Below are 19,629 nucleotides of genomic sequence, written 5' to 3'. Positions count from 1 at the left end.
GTTGCTCCGCGTCCGCGCACATGTCCCGAGAGCTCGACGAGCGACGTCTTGACCCGACTCCTCGATTATCGATAATCGAGCACGGACGTGACGGCGAGCACATTTCGGAGGCAGGGTGGCCGACGGTACCGGTGGTCTGGCGCGCGCGGTACTGCGCGACCAACTCCGGGAACGACTACTCGCCCGCATCCTCGACGGCGAGTTCGCCCCCGGTGAACGAATCGTCGAGAGCCACGTCATGAAGGAGTACGGGGTCAGCCAGGCCCCGGTCCGCGAGGCCCTGCGCGACCTGGAAGCCATGCGCTTCGTCGAGAGCTTCCCGCACCGCGGGGTCCGGGTCCGGCTCATCTCCGAGCGCGAGCTCGCCGAGATGTACCCGGTCCGGGCCGCGTTGGAGGAGGTCGCAGGCCGCGCGGCGGCACCCGTCGTCACCGACGACGTGCTCGCCCTGCTCGCGGACGAGATCGAGGCCATGCGGGCCGCGACCCGCGACGGCGACGTGCACGCGGTACTGGTGCACGACGCCCGGTTCCACGAGATCGTCTTCGAGACCGCCGACAACGCGCTGCTGCTCGACGTGTGGCGGTCGCTGCACGCCGAGATCCGCGCGCTCGTCACCTACACCCGTGTCCGGGTGGGGCTCACCGAGATCGTCGAGTCCCACGTGCCGATCCTGCAGGCACTCCGCCAGCGCGACGCCGCCCTCGCGGGCAAGGAGATGCGCCACCACATCGAGCACTTCGGCGCGCTGGCATTTCGAGAGAAGACCGCACGTCCCGACTGACCGGCCCTGCCGGTCGCCATGCAGTTCCCCGCACAAGGAGGTGTGGAGTGAAGCCTGCGGCGTTCGCCTATCTGGCACCGCACGACCTCGACGAGGCACTCGACCAGCTCGCCGAGCACGGCGCCGACGCGCGCGTGCTCGCCGGCGGCCAGAGTCTCGTCCGACTCATGAACGCACGGCTGGCGTCGCCGGCCGTGGTCGTCGACATCAACCGGGTCGGCGGGCTCGACGCCCTGTCACTCGTCAACGGATCGGGCCCCGCGAGACTGCGCCTGGGCGCGACGGTGCGGCAGCGCACCAGCGAGCTCTCCCCCGAGGTCGCCGCGCACGCCCCGCTGCTCGCCGAGGCCGGCGCCCACGTCGCGCACGCGCCGGTGCGCAGCCGCGGGACCGTCGTCGGCAGCGTCGCGTTCGCCGATCCCTCGGCCGAGCTGCCGACGGCGCTGCTCGCCCTCGACGGCCGGGTCGTCGCACGCAGCCGGTCCGGTGAGCGCACGATCGAGGCCGACGACTTCTTCACCGGCCCGTTCACCACCTCGCTGGCGCCCGGGGAGCTGGTGGTGGCCGTCGAGGTGCCGGTCACGGCGGCCGGGACGGGCACCGCGTTCGTCGAGGTCTCCCGCCGCCACGGTGACCTGCCGGTGTGCGGGGTCGCCGCGACCGTGACCCGGGGTGACGACGGCTCCGTCGCCGCGACGCGGATCGCGCTGTGCGGGGCGGGTGAGCGGCCGGTGCGTGCCCGCGCCGCGGAGGACGCCCTCACCGGTTCCGACGGTGGTGCCGACGCGGTCGCCGCAGCCGCGGCCCGTGCCGCCGACGGCCTGTCCCCCATCGCCGACTGCCACGGCTCGGCGGACTTCCGTCGCCACCTCGCGCGTGTCCTGACCGGTCGCGCGCTGCGCACCGCCATCCACCGAGCGGCCGGGGAGGCCGACAATGCCTGAGACCACCAGCCCCGAGAAGGTCCGGATCCGGATCACGGTCAACGACGTCGCCCACGACCTGCTCGTCGAACCGCGGACGCTGCTGGCCGACCTGCTGCGCGGCGACCTCGAGCTCACCGGCACGCACGTGGGCTGCGAGCAGGGCGTCTGCGGGGCGTGCACCGTGCTCGTCGACGGTGCCGCGACCCGCTCCTGCCTGGTGTTCGCCGCGCAGCTCGACGGCACGGCCGTGCGGACCGTCGAGTCCCTGGCAGGTGCCGACGGCACGCTGCACCCGATCCAGCAAGCGTTCCACGAGAACCACGGCCTGCAGTGCGGCTTCTGCACCCCCGGGATGCTGATGGGCGCGTGCGAGCTGCTCGAACGCACCGCCGAACCCGATCCCGACGAGGTCCGGGAGGCGTTGGGCGGCAACCTGTGCCGCTGCACCGGCTACCAGAACATCGTCAGGTCGGTGTGCGCGGCCGGGCAGTCGATGACCGCTGCGAAGAACGGAGCGCAGGCATGAGCACCGTCGAGGACCGCCCCACCACCGCCACCACCGGCTCCCCCCGCAAGAACGGGACCGAGCGCCGCTGGATCGGCCGCAGCGTCCCCCGCAAGGAGGACCCGAAGCTGCTGGCCGGACGCGCCACCTACGTCGGCGACGTCACGCTGCCCGGGATGCTGCACGGCGCGGTGCTGGGCAGCCCGCACGCCCACGCGCGCATCGTGTCCATCGACACCAGCGCCGCCGAGGCCATCCCCGGTGTCAAGGCGGTGCTGACGGGGGCGCAGGCTGCGGAGCTGGTCAACCCGATGCCGGCGTTCTGCGCCGAACCGGTCCCCCAGACCGCGATCGCGATCGAACGCGTCCGCTACCCGGGCGAGGCGGTCGCGATCGTCGCCGCCACCGACCGCTACATCGCCGAGGATGCGTGCGCGGCGATCCGCGTCGAGTACGAGGTGCTGCCGGCCGTCGTCGATCCCGAGGCCGCGATGGCGCCGGACGCGACACGCATCCACGAGACCCTGGACTCCAACGTCGCGTTCCACCGCGTGCTCGACTTCGGCGACGTCGAGGGCGACCTGGCCCGCGCGCACACGGTCGTCCGGACGCGGGCGCGCTGGCACCGGATGTGCGCCTCGCCGATGGAGACCGCGGGTGCGGTGGCGTCGTGGAACCCGTTCGACAAGTCGATGACCGTCTACTCCAACTCGAACTTCCACAACTTCCTGCCGTGGGCGTTCGCGGGGATGCTCGGGGTGTCGACGAACCGGATGCGGATGATCCCGTGCGCCGTCGGCGGGAGCTTCGGGTCGAAGCACTTCATCACCAAGGTGCTCGCGATCGCCGGGGCGCTGACGAAGGCGACCGGCAAGCCCGTGCAGTACCTGGAGGACCGCGTCGACAACATCGCCGCCAACGACAACGTGGGCTGCGACCGCATCTACGACGCCGAGCTGGCCCTCGCCGAGGACGGCGAGATGCTCGGCCTGACGTTGAAGATCGTGGACGACTACGGCGCCTACTTCCAGTTCGCCCACGGCCAGCACGGCAACGCGATGGCCCAGCCCACCGGGCCGTACCGGATCGGCAGCCTGCGCTACGACGTGTCGTGCGTGCTCACCAACAAGGTGCAGCAGGGCTTCTTCCGCGGTGCGGGCGCCGACCCGGGCAACTTCGTGCTGGAGCGGCTCGTCGACAAGGCGTCGGAGGTCATGGGCATCGACCGCGCCGAGATCCGGCGGCGCAACTTCATCGCGCCCGAGCAGTTCCCGTTCAAGACCCCGTCGGGCAACGTCTACGACTCCGGCGACTACGCCGCGGTCCTCGACCGGGCGCTGGAGCTCGCGGGCATCGACGACTGGCGGGCCGAGCAGGAGCGGCTGCGCGCCGAGGGCCGATACCTGGGCATCGGCCTCGCGACGTGCCAGGAGCGCACCGGCTACAACGCCTCGGAGTGGTGGTTCCTCTACGACAACCCGCCGCTGCCGGCGACGAGCACGCCCGAGAGCGTCAAGATGGACGTCGACGCCATGGGCGGGGTGCGGGTCGAGGTCGGCTGCCCGTTGTGGGGCAACAGCCCCGAGACGGTCGTCAGCCAGGTCGTCGCCGAGGAGTTCGGCATCGACCCGAACGACGTCTCGGTCACCTACGCCGACTCGACGACCGGCGCGATGTCGGCCGGGCCGGGCGGTAGCCGGCTCACGATCATGCTGTCGGGCGCCACCCGCGGGGCGGCGCGGACCATCCGGGACAAGATGATCCGGATCGCCGCCCACGCGATGGAGATCGACCCCGACGACGTCGAGTGCGTCGACGGCACGTTCCGCGCCAAGGGGGTCCCCGGCGCGTCGATGTCGATGGCCGACATCGGGATGCGCGCCCACCTGTTCTTCCACTCCACCCCGGAGGACGAGTCGAGCGGCCTGGTCGCGGTGCACACCTACGACCACCCCTACTCGACGCCGCCGTCGGCCGACCGCACGGACATGGGCGCCTTCTACCCGATGGTGTCGCACGCCTGCCACATCCCGATCGTCGAGGTCGACGCCGAGACGGGCGTGGTGACGCTGCGCGCCTACTACGCCGTCAACGACTGCGGCACCGTCATGAACCCGACCCTGGTGGAGGGGCAGATCGTCGGCGGGATCGTGCAGGGCATCGGCGCGGCGCTCATGGAGGAGTACCGCTACGGCGAGGACGGGGCGCTGGACACCCCGACGTTCCGCGAGTACCTGATGCCGAGCATGCACGAGGTGCCCGAGATCGTCGTCGAGCACCTGGAGACGCCGTCGCCGTTCACCGAGTACGGCGTGAAGGGTGCGGGCGAGGGCGGGCGGCTCGTGGCACCGACCGCGATCGCCAGCGCCGTCGACGACGCGCTCAAACCGTTCGGGGTGTGGGTCGACGAACTGCCGATGACGCCCGAGCGGGTCGTGGACCTGGTCGCGGGCGCGCACGAGGGCCGTCCGTGACCGCCACCCGTCCGGCCGCCGCCGGGCCCGCCGCCGACGTCCCGGACGCGGTGCGGGCCCGGGCGGCGGGTCTCGTCCGCACCGGCCGGTCGTTCTCGTTGGCCGCGACCCGGTTCCCGGGGATGCCGCTGTTCCCGGGCCACCCGCAGTTCCAGGTGCTGAGCTACCGCACCCCGCAGGGGCTGCGGCAGGCCGAGGAGAACCTGTGGGCGCCCAACCCCAACGAGATCGGCCTCGGCTGCATGACCGAGGTCGTGTCGGGGACCGTCCACTCCGGCGCCCACGTCGACGCGCTGGCCCACATCACCGTCGGCGAGGAGGGCCGCTGGTACGACGGGGCGAACGCACGCGAGCACCTCGGCGACTTCGGCCCGACCGTCGGCGACGCGTCGAGCATGCCCCCGATGTTCACCCGGGGCGTGCTGCTCGACCTGGCCGGGCACCGCGGCGTCGACTGTCTGCCCGCGGGCGCGGTCGTCGACGCCGCGGAGGTCGAGGACATCTGCGCGGCGCAGGGGGTCACGATCGGGCAGTGGGACGTCGTGCTGTTCCGCACCGGATACATGGGGCTGTGGCCCGACCGGGCACGCATGGCCGAGCACCTCACCCCGGGCCCGGACGTCTCGGTGGCGCGGATGCTCACCGAGCGCGGGGTGATCGCCGCGGGCAGCGACACCGAGACCTTCGAGGTCCAGCCCGCACCCGACCCCGGATCGCCCGCGAACCCCCAACCGGTGCACGTGCACCTGTTGGTGGACAACGGCGTCTACATCATGGAGAGCCTCGACCTGGAGGAGCTCGCCGCGGCGAAGGTGTACGAGTTCCTGTTCGTCGCGCTGCCGCTCAAGATCGCAGGGGCCACCGGGTCGATGGTCGACCCGCTGGCCGTCGTATAGGAGGGTGCTGGAGAACTCCGGCCGTAGCGAGCGGCGTCCAGGTGGTGTCATCGCAAGGCGGGCAGGTGCGGCGATACCGCTGTTGTATCGACGCGTCTGCCCAACGCCGCGAGGGCGCCGCCTGGGCGTCGCGCAGTAGGTCCGAGTTCTCCAGCGCGCTCCGAGAAAGGGACGCTCATGGACTCCGGCAAGGTCATCGTGACGTGCGCGCTCACCGGGGGGATGACGGTGCCCGCGCAGAGCCCGGCCATCCCGATCACGGTGGCGCAGATCGTCGAGGAGGGGGTCGCCGCCGCCGAGGCGGGCGCGGCGGTGCTGCACCTGCACGTGCGCGAGGAGGCGACCGGCCGCCCGGTGCAGGACGTCGAGCTGTTCCGCCGCGTCGTCGCGGGGCTGCGGGAACGCACCGACGCCGTCCTGCAGCCCACGACCGGTGGCGGTCGGGGCATGACGATCACCGAACGCGCCGCCGTCGTCCCCGCGCTCGAACCCGAGATGGCGACGTTCAACGCCGGCAGCTTCAACTTCGGTCTCTACCCGGTGGCCCGTCGCGACCTGGACTTCCAGGACTGGGAGCGCGAGTACCTGGAGGGCACCCGCGACTACGTCTTCCGCAACACGTTCTCCGACATGGAGTACCTGGCCGGGCTGATGCGACAGGCCCGGACCAGGCCGGAGATCGAGATCTACGACGTCGGCCAGCTCTACAACGTCCGCCGGCTCGTGGCCGACGGGATCCTCGACGCGCCGTTCAACCTGCAGTTCGTGCTCGGGGTGCTGGGCGCCAACGCCGTCGAGGCCGACCAGCTCGTCCACATGGTGCGCACCGCGGAGCGGCTGTTCGGCGTCGGCGGGTTCACGTGGTCCGCGGCCGGTATCGGCTATCCCGGGCAGTACCAGGTCGCCGCGCTGGCGCTGGTGATGGGCGGGAACCTGCGCGTCGGACTGGAGGACAACCTGCGGGTCCGCCGCGGCGAGCAGGCCAAGTCGAACGCCGACCTCGTCACCAAGGTCGTCGACCTCGCCGCGCTGTTCGACCGCACCCCCGCCTCCCCCGCGGAGGCCCGCGAGTACCTGGGCCTGCGCGGCACATAACCCTGTGAGCGGCGATAGTCGCTATAGCGACTATCGCCGCTCACGAGCCGGCCGCGTCGTAGGGTCGGGCGCGTGAGTCGATCCGGTGCCGTCGCCGCCGCCCACCCCCTCGCCGCCGCGGCCGCCCGCGACGTCGCGCTGCGCGGTGGCAACGCCGTCGACGCCGCGGTCGCCGCACAGGCCGTCATCTGTGTCGCCATGCCCGAGGCCGCGGGCGTCGGCGGGGACGTGCTAGCGCTGGTCCGCGCCCCCGACGGCACCGTCACCGCCGTCAACGGGACCGGCCGCGCCCCGAAGGACTGGCCGACCCTCGGCGGCCCCGGCGTCGGCAACTCCGTGACGGTCCCGGGTGCGCTCGCCGGGTGGGCCGACCTCAACGAGCGGTTCGGCGCGCTGGCCTTCGGCGAGGTCCTCGAACCCGCGACGCGGCTGGCCCGCGACGGCCTGACCGTCGGCGACGCCCTGATCTCGGCCCTCGCGGCACACGGCGAGCGCCTCGCCCGGGTGTCCCCCGGGGCGCCGGTGCTGGGCGTCTCCCCCGGTGACCGGTGGACCCAGCCCGCCCTGGCCGCGCTGCTCGACCGCGCCTCGGAAACCGGGCCCGGCGCGCTGTACCGCGGCGAGGCCGCCGACGCCGTCGCCCGCGCCGTCGCCGCCGCCGGCGGGTCGCTCGCGGCGGCCGACCTGCACGACCACACGTCGATGATCACCGAGCCCATCGCCGTCGGCTGGGCCGGCGCGACCGTCCACGTGCAACCGCCCAACAGCCAGGGCGTGCTGCTCGCGATGGCCCTGCAGTGGCTCGACGGCCACTGGGACGAGATCGACGCCGGCCACCGCGACCACGTGATGGTCGAGATCATCGGGGAGGTATTCGCCCACCGCGACGACAGCGGCCGCGGCGCCACACTGCTCGCCGAGCCGCTCGACGTCGACACCGAGCGGGCGGCCGAGCATCCGGGCGGGCCCCGCTCCTACCTGCACACCGCGGGCGTCGCGACCGCCGACTCCGCCGGCTGGGTCGTGTCGTCGCTGGTCTCGGTGTTCGACGGCTTCGGCTCCGCGATCCACGTCCCGGAACTGGGGCTGCACCTCAACAACCGGGCCGACGGCTTCACCGCGGGAGCCAACGCCGCGCGCCCGGGCGCCCGACCGGTCCACACGCTCGCGCCGATGCTCGCCACCGGTCCCGGCGGGTCCTCGCTCGCCATGTCGACCCCGGGTGCCGACGGCCAGGTCCAGACCCTGCTGCAGGTCGCCTCCCGCCTGCGCGCCGGGGCCGACCTGGAGGTCGCGCTGGCCGCCCACCGCTGGCGCGCCGAGGACGGGAACCTGCTCGTCGAAACCGGGCATCCCGTCGCGGACGCACTGGCGTCGCGCGGGCATCGGGTCGTCGAGCGCCCCCACGGCTCGGGGGTGTTCGGCTCGGTCGTCGCGGCGGGGCTCTCCCCCGACCGCCCGCCGTTCTCCGCCTCGGACCTGCGCCGGCAGTCGACGTCCCTGAGCTGGTGAGCCCGTGAGTGGCGATAGTCGCTGGAGCGACTATCGCCGCTCACGACCTACGTACGGCGGGCCGAAGCGGCCCTTCACCGTGGAGAAACCCCGCCTGTAACGCCGGACGTGGCCACAGGCGAAGACCATCGCGCAGGGACCCACCACCGCACGCCTCGGAGAACACGGGACCAGCCATGGGTGTCCAGATCGTCGTGCTCGTCGCGGGCGCCGTCGTTCTCCTCGCATTCCTGCTCACCACGTTCCGCCGCCGCGCCCGGCACGCACCCGGCCGCGCCCGCCCCGGGCACGCCTCCCTGGCGCTGGTCGACCGCCGCGTCGCGCGGCGCCGTCGCGGACATGCGCGCCCGGCCAGGCCACGCGGCTGACGACGGAAGCGGACGGGCGCCGGAACCCCCGAGTCCCGACGCCCGCCGCTGTTGCCGCTCGCTCGGCCAACTCCCCAGTGACGGACGAGCGGTCGCGCCCGAGGAAGGGACCCGGGCACGACGACCGGCCGCAGCGACCCTGACGGGGCGCGGCCTGGCCGACACGATCGGGTTACCTCAGGGGGCGCACGTCGCAAACATCCGGAACCGGAACTGCCGACGGGCCGCAGGTCGAGCGCCTGAAACCACGTTCGGTGACACCGCCGGTCAGCCGGCCGCGACCGCCCGGGACTGCTCGACCGCCAGCTGGTCGACCAGATCGTTCATCTCGTCGCCCGAATGACCCTTCACCCAGCGGAACGAGACGTCACCACGGTCGTTCACCAGCTCCACCAGCGGCTCCCACAGGTCCCGGCTGACGACGGGCTTGCGCGCGCTCGTCACCCAGCCCCGCGCGATCCAGCCCTTCCACCACTGGTCACGGAAGCAGTTCACGACGTACGTCGAGTCGCTGACGACGACGAGCGGCCCGTCGAGGGCGCGCACGGCCTCGAGGGCGGCACGGATCTCCATCCGCTGGTTGGTCGTCGGGTTCTCGCCGCCGCTGGCGCGGCGGCCGTCGCGGGTCGCCCACGCCCACCCGCCGGGGCCGGGGTTCCCGGAGCAGGCGCCGTCGGTCCAGACCTCGAGCGCGCCGTCGGCCGCCGGCATGTCGGGCCGGGCAGGGCGGGGCCGCTTCGCCGCGGCGGGCTTCGCCGGGGCGCTCGCGGGCTGGTCGCCCGTGGCCGCGCACGCCACGTGCGCCCACCGCTCGCCGGACCGGGCGATCTGCTCGCCGGGCGAGATGGCGGAGGAGCACACGCCGCAGGTGGTGGCGTACTTCGCGGTCATCGGCACCGGGCCAGCCTAGGAGGTCCGAGCGCGCGCTCCCGGGCGTGGGGTGCGCCGGCCTGCGGGGCGCCCGGCTCGGGCTCGCGGTGAGGTCGGGCCCGAACCACGAGGCGGCGCGCAACCCCACCGCTGTCCCGGCGTGCCACGACGACCGTGAGGTTGCGCCCGGCTTCGGCGAGCAACCCCGCCACGGTCAGGGGGTCGGGGTGACCGGGGCCAGCCAGATACCGGTGACGGCGTCGACAAGTCCCGTGGTGGCGTCGCGCCAGGAGGAGCGGGGGGTCGGGACACCGTCGGCGAGGGCGCGTTCGCGTTCGGCGGGCATGACCATCATCAGCTGCCGGACCATGGCCCCACGTTCGGCGCGGACGGCGGCGGGCAGCGAGGGCAGGCAGGCTTCGAGCCCGTCGAGGGCGTGGCGCAGCGAGGTGGAGGCGAGCGACTCCTCGGCCACGGTCTCGCGCAGCACGGGGTCGGTCATGACCTGGGCGGCGAAGCGGGCGAACCAGGTGGGGCTGCCGAGGGCGTCGAGGTGGTCGGTCATGGGGCAGACGAGGCAGTCCACCCAGTCGCGGACGTTCGTGGAGCCGGTGACGGCGGCGACGCGTTCCTCGCGGCGGCGGTCGACGTCGGCGGTGTGTCTGCGGACGATGGCACGCACCAGGTCTTCCTTGGTGCCGAAGTGGTAGCCGACGGCGGCGGTGTTGCCCTGGCCTGCGGCTTCGCTGATCTGCCGGTTGGAGACGGCGACGACGCCGTGTTCGGCGAAGAGCCGTTCGGCGGTGGCGAGGATGGCCTCGCGGGTCGCGTCGGCGCGGCCGGACCGGGCGGGAGTCCGCCCCTGGGTCTTCGTCGTCATGATCACCTCCACGTCTCGGTCCAGTGAACCCGCGCCCCCGGGATTGAGTCAACCGAGTGATTTAACTCATCGGACGCTGACACCGCCCCGCTCCGGTGACAGCCTTCTCTCAATCAGTTGATTGAACTGGCCTCGTCCCCGGAGTTTTCGTGACCGCACACCGCACCGTCCGTCCGAACGCCGTCGTCGCCGTACTGGCGTTCGCCGGCATCGTCGTGGCGCTGATGCAGACGGTGATCATCCCGCTGGTCCCCCAGCTGCCCACGCTGGTGAACGCGTCGAGCGCCGACACGGCCTGGGTGATCACCGCGACCCTGCTCGCCGCCGCCGTCGCCACCCCCACGGTGGGCCGGCTCGGCGACATGTTCGGCAAGCGCCGGATGCTGCTGATCAGCCTGGTCGTCCTCGTCGCCGGCTCGGTCGTCACCGCGCTGGCCGACAGCCTCACACCGGCGATCATCGGCCGCACCCTGCAGGGCCTGTCGGCGGCCGTGATCCCGCTGGGCATCAGCATCATGCGTGACGAGCTGCCGTCGGAACGGCTCGGTTCGGCCGTCGCGATGATGAGCGCCTCCCTGGGCATCGGTGGTGCGCTCGGCCTCCCGCTGGCGGCGTTGATCGCCGAGGAAGCCAGCTGGCACGTGTTGTTCTGGGTGTCGGCGGGGCTCGGCGTGATCGCGCTGGGGCTGGTGCTGATGCTGGTCCCGGAGTCGCCGCTGCGCGCGGGTGGCCGGTTCGACCTCGTCGGTGCGCTCGGGTTGTCGGTCGCGTTGATGGCGTTGCTGCTCGCGATCTCCAAGGGTGGCGACTGGGGCTGGGCGAGTGGGGCGACCCTGGGCCTGTTCGCCGGCGCGGTCGTGGTCTTCGTGGCGTGGGCGTTCTGGGAGCTGCGCCGCCCGTCGCCGCTGGTCGACCTGCGCACGTTCGCCCGCAAGCAGGTGCTGCTGACCAACGTCGCGTCGGCGGTGTTCGGGTTCGCGATGTTCGCCATGTCGCTGGTGTTGCCCCAGCTGATGCAGCTGCCGCCCCAGACCGGGTTCGGCCTCGGCCTCAGCATGCTCGACGTCGGCCTCATCATGGCGCCGAGCGGTCTGGTCATGATCGCGACGGCTCCGCTGTCGGCCAAGCTGTCGCGCACCTACGGGCCGCGGACGACGCTGATGGTCGCGGCGCTGATCGTCGCGGTCGGGTACGTGCTGACGATCCTGCTGATGGCGCACGTGTGGCACTTCATCGTCGTGTCGATCGTGATCGGCGCCGGCATCGGCATCGGCTACGGCGCGATGCCCGCGCTGATCATGGGCGCGGTCGACGTGTCGGAGACGGCGTCGGCCAACAGCGTCAACACCCTCATGCGCTCGATCGGCACGTCGGTGGCGAGCGCCGTCGCGGGCGTCATCCTGGCGCACATGACGATGGCGCTCGGCCCGGTCGCGCTGCCGACCCAGAACGCGTTCCGTGTGGTGCTGGCCATCGGCGCGGGGGCCGCGGTCGTGGCGTTCGCGGTCGCGACGTTCCTGCCGCGGCGGGCGGCGGCAAAGCGCACCGCCCCGGTCGAACCAGTTGTCGTGGACGCACTCGCACATCGCGACGCACCTGCCCGGCCCGCGCGGACCCTGCAGGGACGTGTGGTCGGCGCGGACGGACCCGGCGTCGTCACCGTCACGGCGCACGCCGCGGACGGCAGCGTCGTCGGCTCGACCCGCGCGGCCGCCGACGGCCGCTACCGCCTCACCGACGTGCCGGCCGAGCCGCTCACCCTGGTGGCGACGCGGCTGCCCGCGGTGCACGAGGTCGTCGCGGTCCGGGCCGCCGAGACCCGGCACGACGTCGTCCTGCCCGGCCCACCCCCCTCCACACCGGCGCACGCGGTGACGGCCGGCGCCGAACCGAGCGTCGCAGCGCCGGCCGTCACCGCGACGGACCCGTCGTGAGCGCCCAGGAGGACGGCCGGGTGACGGGCGTCGTCCGGTCCGGCACCACCCCCCTCGACGACGCCGTCCTCACCCTGACCGACGGTGCCGGCACGCAGGTCGGCCGCGTCGCCCGGACCCCCGAAGGCCATTTCGGCTTCGACGACGTCGCCCCCGGCCGCTACGTGCTGATCGTGCACCACTCGGGGCACCGGCCCCGGGCGCTGACGGTGCGGGTGGCGGCCGGGCACGCGACGCCGTCGCTGTCGGTCGTGCTGGAGCCGATCGCCGGGGTGCGGGGTGTGGTCCGCGACCCCGACACGGGCTCCCCTGTCGCCGCCGCGACCGTCGTGGCGCTCGACGCGGGCGGCGACGTCGTCGCGACGACGATCTCCGATCCCGACGGCACCTACCGGCTCGGAGGTGTGGACGCCGCGATCACGATCGTCGTGGCCGCACCGGGTGCCGACCCAGTGGCGCGCGGCATCGACCGTGACGCCGGCCTCGACGGCAGCGACCAGGTCGTCGACCTGCCCGTCCGGACGCGGGGGGCGTTGGCGGGCACCGTGTCCGGCGACGGCCCGGTGGCCGGGCTGGGCCTGGTCCTGCTCGACGGGACCGGCCGCCCGGTGGCCGCCACGAGCACGGGCGCCGACGGTGGCTACCGCTTCGACGCCGTCCCGGCGGGGACCTACACGTTGCGGTCGGACGCCCACGCGGCGGTCGCGTCGGTGGCGGTCGGCCCGCACGAGGAACCGCAGGATCTCGTCCTGTCCTGACCCTGCTGCGGACCGTGCCCCGTGAAGTACGGTGACGGGATGAGCCCTGCCGGCCTGCCCGCCGACGTGCTGGGCCCGGTCGGCGGACGTCGCATCGCGGCGCCTCTGCGCGAGCAGATCACCGACGCGCTGCGGCGCGCGATCCTGGAGTTCAGGTTCGCCCCGGAGCAGCGGCTCGTGGAGCGGGAACTGATGGAGGTCACCGGGGTGTCGCGGGCGACCATCCGGGAGGTGCTGCGCAGCCTGGAGGGTGAGGGGCTGGTGCGGATCGTGCCACAGCGGGGCGCGGTCGTCGACGTGCCGGGGCCCGCGGAGGCCGCCGAGCTCTACGAGGTGCGGGCGACGTTGGAAGGTCTGGCGGCGCGCCGGTTCATCGCCTACGCCTCCCCCGCCGACCACGCGGCCCTGGCCACAGCCCACCAGGCGTTCGCCGACGCGGCGCGCGACCGGCCCGACGACATCCTGGACCTGTTGCGCGCCAAGGACGTCTTCTACGCCGCGCTGCTCGACGGCGCCGGCAGTTCGACGATCCGGACGCTGCTCGGACAGCTGCAGGCGAGGGTCCGGCTGCTGCGGGCGCGGTCGCTGTCGCGGCCCGGTCGGCCGGAGGAGTCGGTGGCCGAGCTGGGCGAGCTCGTCGCGGCGTTGGCCGCGGGCGACGCCGCCGCCGCGACCGCGGTGTGCGAGCGCCACATCGACAACGCCGCAGCGTCGGGCAGCACCGTCGGGGCCGGATGAGCGCCGGCGTCGCCGAGGCGCTGCCCAAGGCGGAGCTGCACGTCCACCTCGACGACTACCCGGTCCGGGCGTTGCACGAAGCGGGCGTCGTCACGTCGGTCAACTCCGACGACCCGCCCTGCTTCGGCGGGTACGTCGCCGACAACCACGCCGCGCTCGGTCTGTCGACGGCACCGCCGGCCGCGTCGGCGCGCAACAGTTTCACCGCGTCGTTCACGCCGGCAGAGCAGGTTGCCGCCGGGATCGCAGCGGTCGACGCAGCTCAGCGAAAGATCGCCGACGCCCCCTGACGGGTGTCGCGGGCGTTGGCGATGACGCCGGTCGCGGTGCGGGTGGGGACGGCGGCGTCGAGGTCGACGTCGACGACGAGCAGCCCGGGCTCCGGGCCCAGTGCGTCGAGGACCGCGCCGTTCGGGCCGGCGACGAGGCTGTGCCCCACCCCGGTCGGCGCCTTCCCGTGCTGTCCGCCGACGGTCGTCGGGTCGGCCTGCCCGCACGCGGCGACGAACGTGCCGGAGTCCAGCGCCCGCGCGCGCACGAGCAGCTCCCACTGCGCGACCTTGCCCTCCCCCGCACCCCACGACGCGGGGAGCACGATCGCGTCGGCACCCTCGGCGGCGAGCCGCTGGAACAGGGCGGGGAACCGCACGTCGTAGCAGGTGGCGAGGCCGACCGTGCGACCGTCGACGGTCACGGTGACCGGGGTGTCGCCGGCGGCGACGGTGGCGGACTCGGCGAACCCGAACGCGTCGTAGAGGTGGATCTTGTCGTAGGACGCCTCGACCCCGCCGCCGGTGACGAGCAGGGTGTTGCGGACGCGGCCGTCGGCGGGGGTGAACATCCCGGTGACGACGGTGATCCCGGCGGACGCGGCCGCGTCGCGGACGGCGGTGGCCCAGGGCCCGTCGAGCTTCTCGGCGATCGGGCCGAGCGGGATCCCGAAGCGGCACATCGTCGCCTCGGGGAACGCGACGATCCGGGCGCCCGCGTCGGCGGCGCGGCGGACCCCGTCGCGGACGAGGTCGAGGTTGGCCGCGGGGTCGGTCGTGGCGGCGATCTGGGCGAGGGCGATGCGCATCACGGACGACCCTAACCCGGCGACGCACGACCCGGCCGCAACCTCACTGCTGTATCGCGGCGACGTGGCGACCGTGAGGTTGCGCGCGAATCTCTCAGGCCGCGAGCGACGGCCGGAATCGCCCCCGCACAGCAGCATTCGCGGCACGTCGTCGGATCCTCGTCTCTCCCGTTGACGACGTTCCGTCGGACCGTCTAACGTCGTCCACTACAGAGACGATGTTCGGACGTGAGATCGTGCGCGCATGACGCGGCGCTACCTCGGAGTGATCGGCGTGGCCGAGGCGCTCGGGGTGAGCCGGCACGCGGTCCACAAGTGGCGAGGCCGCCACCCCGGGGGATCGGCCCATCCCTTCCCGGAACCGGACGTCGAGGTCGACGGGGCTCCCGGCTGGGCGGAGGACAGGGTGGACGAGATCGAGCGCTGGCGGGACGGCCTGCCGGGCCGGGGTGCGGGCGGCGGAAGGCCGACGGCGTTGCAGCGCAGGTACTTCGAGCTCGCCCGCGCGCGCGGTTTCGACCGGGCCGAGGCGACGCGGACCCTCGCCGCGTTCGCACACTCGTTCCCGGACAAGACGGAGGCCGAGATCTGCGAGTGGCTGGTCGCCGAGTGGGAGGCCTGAGCGGGGTCGGTTGGCGCAGTGCCACCGCCCCGCGCGGGCCCGTGCCCAGGTGTCGACCTGACGTAGACGGTCGTGAGTGGCGATAGTCGCCATGGCGACTATCGCCACTCACAGGGTCAGGCGGGCTGGGCCGTGCGGTTGTCGAACAGCGCCAGACCGGCAGCGGTGTTGGACGCGGGGACATGGTAGGCGCTGTGCACCTTGCGGACCTGCGCGTTCATCGCCCCCCGCATCACCAGCCACATGATCAGCTCGATGCCCTCCGAGCCCGCCTCGCGGATGAAGTCCTCGCGGGTGAGAGCGGCGAGCTTCTCGGGGTCGTTCTCGATGGCATCGAGGAACATGGCGTCGAACCGCGGGTTGATGAATCCGGCACGGGCGCCCGCGAGCTGGTGCGACATGCCGCCGGTGCCGAGGATGCCGACGGTCCGCGCCCCCTCGAACGACGCGATCGCCCGCCCCAGCGCCTTGCCCAGCGCGTAGCAGCGGGCCGCCGTGGGCTGCGGGTACTGGATGACGTTGACCAGCAACGGCACCACCGGGCAGGGCCAGGCGTCGCCGGGTTGGGGCGTCCACACCGACAGCGGCACCGTGAACCCGTGGTCGACGTCGAGCTCCTGGAAGACGGTGAGGTCGAAACCGTCGTCCATCAGGTTCTGCAGCAGGTGGAACGACAGCTCCGGGGAGCCCACGACGTCCGGAACAGGGCGGCGGCCGAAGCCCTCGTCGGCTACCTCGTAGCGCTCCGCGGTGCCGATGGCGAAGGTCGGCACGATGTCGAGATCGATGCCGTTGGCGTGGTCGTTGTAGACCAGGATCGCGACGTCGGGCGTGTTGTCGGCCAGCCACTCCCGGGCCGGGGCGTAGCCCTCGAACAGCGGCGCCCACACCGGGTCAGCCGTCACACCACGGTCCATCGCGGCCCCGATCGACGGGACGTGCGACGTCGCCAGCCCCCAGATCACCTCAGACATCGGTGCGCCCTCCCGCGAGCATCGCGGCCTTGAAGTCGGCCTCGGACATGCCGGTGAAGACGCCGCCGAGGTACTGCATGGAGTGCCCGTCCATCATCGCGAGCTTGTAGATGTAGAAGATGCTGCCGCCCAGGTCGAGCATCGCCTGCCAGTCGCGCTCGAGCACCGCCTCGGTCTGGTCGTCGGTGAGCCCGAACCGCGCGCAGTAGCCGGGTTCGTCGGCGAGGAAGTCCGTGCGGGCCGCCTCGGAGCGCAGCGACATGAACAGCTTGTTCATGCGGAAGCCGCGGCGGCTGGTGGGGCCGTCGAACACGTAGGTGCCCGGCAGGTCCGGACTGATCCGGCTCGTCATCTGGCCGCTCCCAAGCTCGGGCCGGCGCTCCGATGCGGACGGACACCGGCGACCGTCGTCCCCCGACCGTAATTCCCCGCCGGCGCCCGGGGCCATCACGCACCCGACCGTTGTGCTGTGCGACAAACGACGGACCCCCGCGCTGGTCGGGTACGTCAAACAGACCCTGTGAGTGGCGATGGTCGCTATAGCGACCATCGCCACTCACAACGGATCAGCTCGTCACGACAGTCATCAGGCAAGCGCGTCGGGGTCCCCGGTCAGGACGCCCTTGATGACGCGGTTCATCCCGTTGCGCGGCAACGACTCGACGAAGTCGACCCGGGCCGGGACCTTGTAGTCGGCGAGACGCTGCACGCACCAGTCGACCAGCTCGTCGGCGGTGGGCGCGGGGTCCGACGCGACCACGACGGCCCGGACGTCGCTGCCCAGCACCTCGTTGGGCAGCGGCACCACCGCCACCTCCGCGACGCCCGGGTGCTCCAACAGCACACCCTCCACCTCGACCGACGACACGTTCAGCCCGCCGCGGCGGATCAGCGCGGCGTTGCGGTCGACGAAGTAGACGAACCCGGCGTCGTCGGTGGTGGCCATGTCACCGGTGCGCAGCCAGCCGTCCCCGGGCAGCGCACGTCGCGTGGCGGCGAGATCGGAGACATAGCGCGACATCGTCGACGGACTGCGCAGGCACAGCTCCCCGACCTCCCCCGGTTTCACCGGCGACGCGTCGGGACGGCGCACCTCCACGCCCACCCACTCGCGGAACCCGGTCCGCCCGATCGACAACCCGTTGTCGCCCATGCGCTCCAGAGCCTCGGGGTGGTCGTCGTCGACCAGCATGATTCCCGACGTCCCGCCCTCGGTGAGCCCGTAGATGTTGACGAGCTCGACGCCCCACCGCTCCCCGATCTCCGACCGGATCCGCCGGTAGAACGCCTGGCTGCTCGGCTGGCCGCCGTAACAGACCCGCTCCAGCGCGGAGAAGTCGTAGGCGTCGAGCTCGGCGGGAGTGCGCCGGTCGAGGATCAGCGCGAGGACCGTCGAGATCAGGAAGACCGACGTCGCGCGATGCCGCTGCATCCGGTCCAGGGTGGCGTGCACGTCGAACTCCGGTTCGACGACGTAGGTGCACCCCGCGGCGAGGCAGCCGAGCAGGTTGGTGTGGCTACCGGTGCTGGTGAAGAACGGCGCGAACGACTGGTAGACACTTCCCGGCCGCACCCCCCACGCGCCGACGCCCTGGTAGCCACACGCCACCGACCCGCGATGGCTCAGCGCCACCGCCTTCGGGCGGCCGGTGGTGCCGGAGGTGAACAACCAGTCGGCGTCGTCGTCGCCGGTGACCCGCACCGCGTCGACGGTCGGGTGCGCCGCCTCCAACAACCCGGTGGAGACGTCGAGCAGGACCGCGTCGACAGAGGCCTGCTGCAACAACGGAAGGAACCGCGGCCCGTGCACGATCGCCGCCGGCATCACGAACCCGAGCACGTACGCCAGTTCCCGCGCGACGTAGCGGGTGTTGAGCGGCACGCAGATCGCGCCGAGACGGTGCACGGCGTGATACGCGACGTGGGCCTCGGCGGCGCCGTCGTTGTCGACGAGCACGCCCACCCGGTCCCCCGGCCCCACCCCGGCGGCAGCGAGCACCGCGGCGGCGACGGCGGCCCGGTCGGCCAGCTCGCGGTAGCTCCACGCGACCTCACCGCCGGTCACGAGGCTCGGCGCGATCAACGCCGTCGCGTCACCGACCCGCTGCACGCGAGAGGCGAGAAGCTCCGGAACGGTCTGCTCGGGGCCGGGGGCGTCCGGCCACCAGAAGCTCACAGCGGGTACCCGACCGCGGTGTCATCCTCCACCCGCTCGATGTACTCCATGATCCCGTAGCCGGTGCGGCCGTCCCAGGTGTACTCGCTGAACGCCTCCGCGACCCGCGACCGCAGCTCCGTCCCGTCCTCGGTGCGGCGCCGGTTGCGCAGCGGCGCCGACGTCAGGGTGCGGGCGTCGACGACCGCGGTGCCCTGCGCGGTGCGCACGCCCAGCCGGGCAGCCGCAGGCTCCTGGTTCTCGTCCCACTCCGTCCACACGTCGAGGTCGGTGACCTCGTGGTACTCCCCGTCGACGAGCAGCACCCCGCGCCGGCGCGACGTCCCGTCGGCACGGATGTTCTTGAGGATCATCAACGCGCGGTCCTCGCCGAAGTTGGCGATGAACAGCCGGTACGCCCAGATCGCCTGCCAGTACCGCGGGCCCCAGGAGTGGTCGCGCCAGCCGTGGCCGTCGATCGGGAAGCTCTCGTCGCCGACGACGATGTGCCCCGTCACGGCCGTGTGCTGGTTGAAGTGGCCGCGGGAGAACTGGTCTCCGTAGTACATGAGAGCCTCGTGCTCCGGCGCCGTCGGCTCGCCGCCGTGCATCGGTGACACCCCCCGCGCGTCGAACCGCACCGACGCCTGCGCCCGCGGCGCCTCGGCGAACATCCGGCGGGGGTCGCGCAGGACCGACGGGTCGTCGAGGACGAACACCTCGCCGTCGTAGGCCATGGTCACGCCCGCGAACGGTTCGCCGACCTCGTAGCGCAGGCCGCCGGCGTCGAAGGCGTCGTTCGTCGAGATCGACGGCTTGCCGAACGCGCACGCCACCCGGCCACCGGGCAGGTACAGACACACCGACAGCTCGGCGTACCCCTCGTTGACGCGGTTGCCCAGCCGCATCCAGCCGCCCATCCGCGACCGCGCGTCCCAGCCGCTGGCGTAGACGCTCTCGTTGAAGTTCACGAGGTCGTCGGGTGGGTGCGGGTACTCGTCGCGATGCTCCAGGCGCAGCCCGCCCGCGGTCGTGGTCACGCGGCCCCCCGTCCGTCCGG

20 protein-coding genes are annotated in these 19,629 nt (G+C 72.8%); 13 read left to right on the top strand and 7 right to left on the bottom strand.

Translation table 11 applies throughout. The features are described from left to right. Window positions 1–115 precede the first annotated feature (115 nt). The 8 genes from PSU4_RS02260 (at window position 116) to PSU4_RS02225 (ending at window position 8,560) form a co-directional block, all read left to right on the top strand. The gene (locus PSU4_RS02260) at window positions 116–784 is read left to right on the top strand and encodes a GntR family transcriptional regulator (RefSeq protein ID WP_147102251.1); all 669 of its coding nucleotides are present in this window, start codon (window positions 116–118) and stop codon (window positions 782–784) included. Window positions 785–831: 47 nt separating this feature from the next. Beyond that, window positions 832–1,728: an FAD binding domain-containing protein gene (locus PSU4_RS02255; RefSeq protein WP_147102250.1), complete on the top strand. Its 897-nt coding sequence runs from the start codon at window positions 832–834 to the stop codon at window positions 1,726–1,728. Continuing rightward, on the top strand, window positions 1,721–2,236 hold the full coding sequence (locus tag PSU4_RS02250) for a (2Fe-2S)-binding protein (protein WP_147102249.1): 516 nt from the start codon (window positions 1,721–1,723) through the stop codon (window positions 2,234–2,236). Before PSU4_RS02255 ends, PSU4_RS02250 begins: the two co-directional genes overlap by 8 nt. Then, window positions 2,233–4,689 carry a xanthine dehydrogenase family protein molybdopterin-binding subunit gene (locus PSU4_RS02245; RefSeq protein WP_147102248.1) on the top strand — a complete coding sequence of 819 codons (2,457 nt, stop codon included), beginning with the start codon at window positions 2,233–2,235 and terminating at the stop codon, window positions 4,687–4,689. Before PSU4_RS02250 ends, PSU4_RS02245 begins: the two co-directional genes overlap by 4 nt. Beyond that, window positions 4,686–5,585: a cyclase family protein gene (locus tag PSU4_RS02240; RefSeq protein WP_147102247.1), complete on the top strand. Its 900-nt coding sequence runs from the start codon at window positions 4,686–4,688 to the stop codon at window positions 5,583–5,585. Before PSU4_RS02245 ends, PSU4_RS02240 begins: the two co-directional genes overlap by 4 nt. Window positions 5,586–5,762: 177 nt before the next feature. After that, complete coding sequence (locus PSU4_RS02235) at window positions 5,763–6,680, top strand: beta-keto acid cleavage family enzyme (RefSeq protein ID WP_147102246.1); 918 nt, start codon at window positions 5,763–5,765, stop codon at window positions 6,678–6,680. A 72-nt stretch (window positions 6,681–6,752) separates the two neighbouring features. Beyond that, window positions 6,753–8,192, top strand: coding sequence for a gamma-glutamyltransferase (locus PSU4_RS02230; protein WP_147102245.1), 1,440 nt, complete (start codon window positions 6,753–6,755; stop codon window positions 8,190–8,192). 176 nt (window positions 8,193–8,368) lie between these two features. Beyond that, a complete protein-coding gene (locus tag PSU4_RS02225) occupies window positions 8,369–8,560 on the top strand; it encodes a hypothetical protein (protein ID WP_147102244.1) in 192 nt (63 codons plus the stop codon). 267 nt (window positions 8,561–8,827) lie between these two features. On the opposite strand, the gene PSU4_RS02220 is transcribed toward PSU4_RS02225, so the two are convergent. Together PSU4_RS02220 and PSU4_RS02215 are read right to left on the bottom strand one after the other, a co-directional pair. Next, complete coding sequence (locus PSU4_RS02220; protein WP_147102394.1) at window positions 8,828–9,451, bottom strand: ribonuclease H family protein; 624 nt, start codon at window positions 9,449–9,451, stop codon at window positions 8,828–8,830. 193 nt (window positions 9,452–9,644) lie between these two features. Continuing rightward, on the bottom strand, window positions 9,645–10,310 hold the full coding sequence (locus PSU4_RS02215) for a TetR/AcrR family transcriptional regulator (RefSeq protein WP_147102243.1): 666 nt from the start codon (window positions 10,308–10,310) through the stop codon (window positions 9,645–9,647). Window positions 10,311–10,459: 149 nt separating this feature from the next. On the opposite strand from PSU4_RS02215, the gene PSU4_RS02210 reads away from it, so the two are divergent. The 4 genes from PSU4_RS02210 to PSU4_RS02195 are packed head-to-tail and all read left to right on the top strand — an operon-like array spanning window position 10,460 to window position 14,030. Beyond that, window positions 10,460–12,244 carry an MFS transporter gene (locus PSU4_RS02210; protein WP_147102242.1) on the top strand — a complete coding sequence of 595 codons (1,785 nt, stop codon included), beginning with the start codon at window positions 10,460–10,462 and terminating at the stop codon, window positions 12,242–12,244. Continuing rightward, window positions 12,241–13,002: an MSCRAMM family protein gene (locus tag PSU4_RS02205; RefSeq protein WP_147102241.1), complete on the top strand. Its 762-nt coding sequence runs from the start codon at window positions 12,241–12,243 to the stop codon at window positions 13,000–13,002. Before PSU4_RS02210 ends, PSU4_RS02205 begins: the two co-directional genes overlap by 4 nt. A 39-nt stretch (window positions 13,003–13,041) precedes the next feature. Then, window positions 13,042–13,740 carry a GntR family transcriptional regulator gene (locus tag PSU4_RS02200; RefSeq protein ID WP_147102240.1) on the top strand — a complete coding sequence of 233 codons (699 nt, stop codon included), beginning with the start codon at window positions 13,042–13,044 and terminating at the stop codon, window positions 13,738–13,740. Then, on the top strand, window positions 13,737–14,030 hold the full coding sequence (locus tag PSU4_RS02195; RefSeq protein ID WP_147102239.1) for a hypothetical protein: 294 nt from the start codon (window positions 13,737–13,739) through the stop codon (window positions 14,028–14,030). Before PSU4_RS02200 ends, PSU4_RS02195 begins: the two co-directional genes overlap by 4 nt. Here the strand turns inward: PSU4_RS02195 and PSU4_RS02190 are convergent. Continuing rightward, window positions 14,003–14,818: a carbon-nitrogen hydrolase family protein gene (locus tag PSU4_RS02190; RefSeq protein WP_147102238.1), complete on the bottom strand. Its 816-nt coding sequence runs from the start codon at window positions 14,816–14,818 to the stop codon at window positions 14,003–14,005. The genes PSU4_RS02195 and PSU4_RS02190 overlap by 28 nt on opposite strands. A gap of 244 nt (window positions 14,819–15,062) precedes the next feature. On the opposite strand from PSU4_RS02190, the gene PSU4_RS02185 reads away from it, so the two are divergent. Then, window positions 15,063–15,440, top strand: coding sequence for a hypothetical protein (locus tag PSU4_RS02185; RefSeq protein WP_147102237.1), 378 nt, complete (start codon window positions 15,063–15,065; stop codon window positions 15,438–15,440). Between the two features lie 116 nt (window positions 15,441–15,556). On the opposite strand, the gene PSU4_RS02180 is transcribed toward PSU4_RS02185, so the two are convergent. From PSU4_RS02180 to PSU4_RS02165, 4 genes are all read right to left on the bottom strand, one after another. Further along, window positions 15,557–16,414, bottom strand: coding sequence for a class III extradiol dioxygenase subunit beta (locus PSU4_RS02180; protein ID WP_147102236.1), 858 nt, complete (start codon window positions 16,412–16,414; stop codon window positions 15,557–15,559). Further along, window positions 16,407–16,766, bottom strand: coding sequence for a protocatechuate 3,4-dioxygenase (locus PSU4_RS02175; protein WP_147102235.1), 360 nt, complete (start codon window positions 16,764–16,766; stop codon window positions 16,407–16,409). Before PSU4_RS02175 ends, PSU4_RS02180 begins: the two co-directional genes overlap by 8 nt. A 234-nt stretch (window positions 16,767–17,000) precedes the next feature. Next, complete coding sequence (locus PSU4_RS02170; RefSeq protein ID WP_147102234.1) at window positions 17,001–18,590, bottom strand: class I adenylate-forming enzyme family protein; 1,590 nt, start codon at window positions 18,588–18,590, stop codon at window positions 17,001–17,003. Continuing rightward, entirely contained in the window at window positions 18,587–19,609 is a 1,023-nt protein-coding gene (locus tag PSU4_RS02165; protein ID WP_147102232.1) for a DUF7064 domain-containing protein, read from the bottom strand. The genes PSU4_RS02170 and PSU4_RS02165 overlap by 4 nt, the downstream gene beginning before the upstream one ends. Window positions 19,610–19,629: the final 20 nt, after the last annotated feature.

It is taken from the genome of Pseudonocardia sulfidoxydans NBRC 16205 (assembly GCF_007989085.1).
Classification (GTDB): domain Bacteria; phylum Actinomycetota; class Actinomycetes; order Mycobacteriales; family Pseudonocardiaceae; genus Pseudonocardia; species Pseudonocardia sulfidoxydans.
This window is presented reverse-complemented; position numbering and strand designations above follow the sequence as displayed.

Excerpts from the sequence above, each read along its gene's own strand:
- PSU4_RS02250 (WP_147102249.1), top strand. The coding sequence starts at position 1,721 with ATGCCTGAGACCACCAGCCCCGAGAAGGTCCGGATCCGGATCACGGTC.
- PSU4_RS02245 (WP_147102248.1), top strand. The coding sequence starts at position 2,233 with ATGAGCACCGTCGAGGACCGCCCCACCACCGCCACCACCGGCTCCCCC.
- PSU4_RS02235 (WP_147102246.1), top strand. The coding sequence starts at position 5,763 with ATGGACTCCGGCAAGGTCATCGTGACGTGCGCGCTCACCGGGGGGATG.
- PSU4_RS02225 (WP_147102244.1), top strand. The coding sequence starts at position 8,369 with ATGGGTGTCCAGATCGTCGTGCTCGTCGCGGGCGCCGTCGTTCTCCTC.
- PSU4_RS02220 (WP_147102394.1), bottom strand. The coding sequence starts at position 9,451 with ATGACCGCGAAGTACGCCACCACCTGCGGCGTGTGCTCCTCCGCCATC.
- PSU4_RS02215 (WP_147102243.1), bottom strand. The coding sequence starts at position 10,310 with ATGACGACGAAGACCCAGGGGCGGACTCCCGCCCGGTCCGGCCGCGCC.
- PSU4_RS02200 (WP_147102240.1), top strand. The coding sequence starts at position 13,042 with ATGAGCCCTGCCGGCCTGCCCGCCGACGTGCTGGGCCCGGTCGGCGGA.
- PSU4_RS02195 (WP_147102239.1), top strand. The coding sequence starts at position 13,737 with ATGAGCGCCGGCGTCGCCGAGGCGCTGCCCAAGGCGGAGCTGCACGTC.
- PSU4_RS02190 (WP_147102238.1), bottom strand. The coding sequence starts at position 14,818 with ATGCGCATCGCCCTCGCCCAGATCGCCGCCACGACCGACCCCGCGGCC.
- PSU4_RS02185 (WP_147102237.1), top strand. The coding sequence starts at position 15,063 with ATGACGCGGCGCTACCTCGGAGTGATCGGCGTGGCCGAGGCGCTCGGG.
- PSU4_RS02180 (WP_147102236.1), bottom strand. The coding sequence starts at position 16,414 with ATGTCTGAGGTGATCTGGGGGCTGGCGACGTCGCACGTCCCGTCGATC.
- PSU4_RS02175 (WP_147102235.1), bottom strand. The coding sequence starts at position 16,766 with ATGACGAGCCGGATCAGTCCGGACCTGCCGGGCACCTACGTGTTCGAC.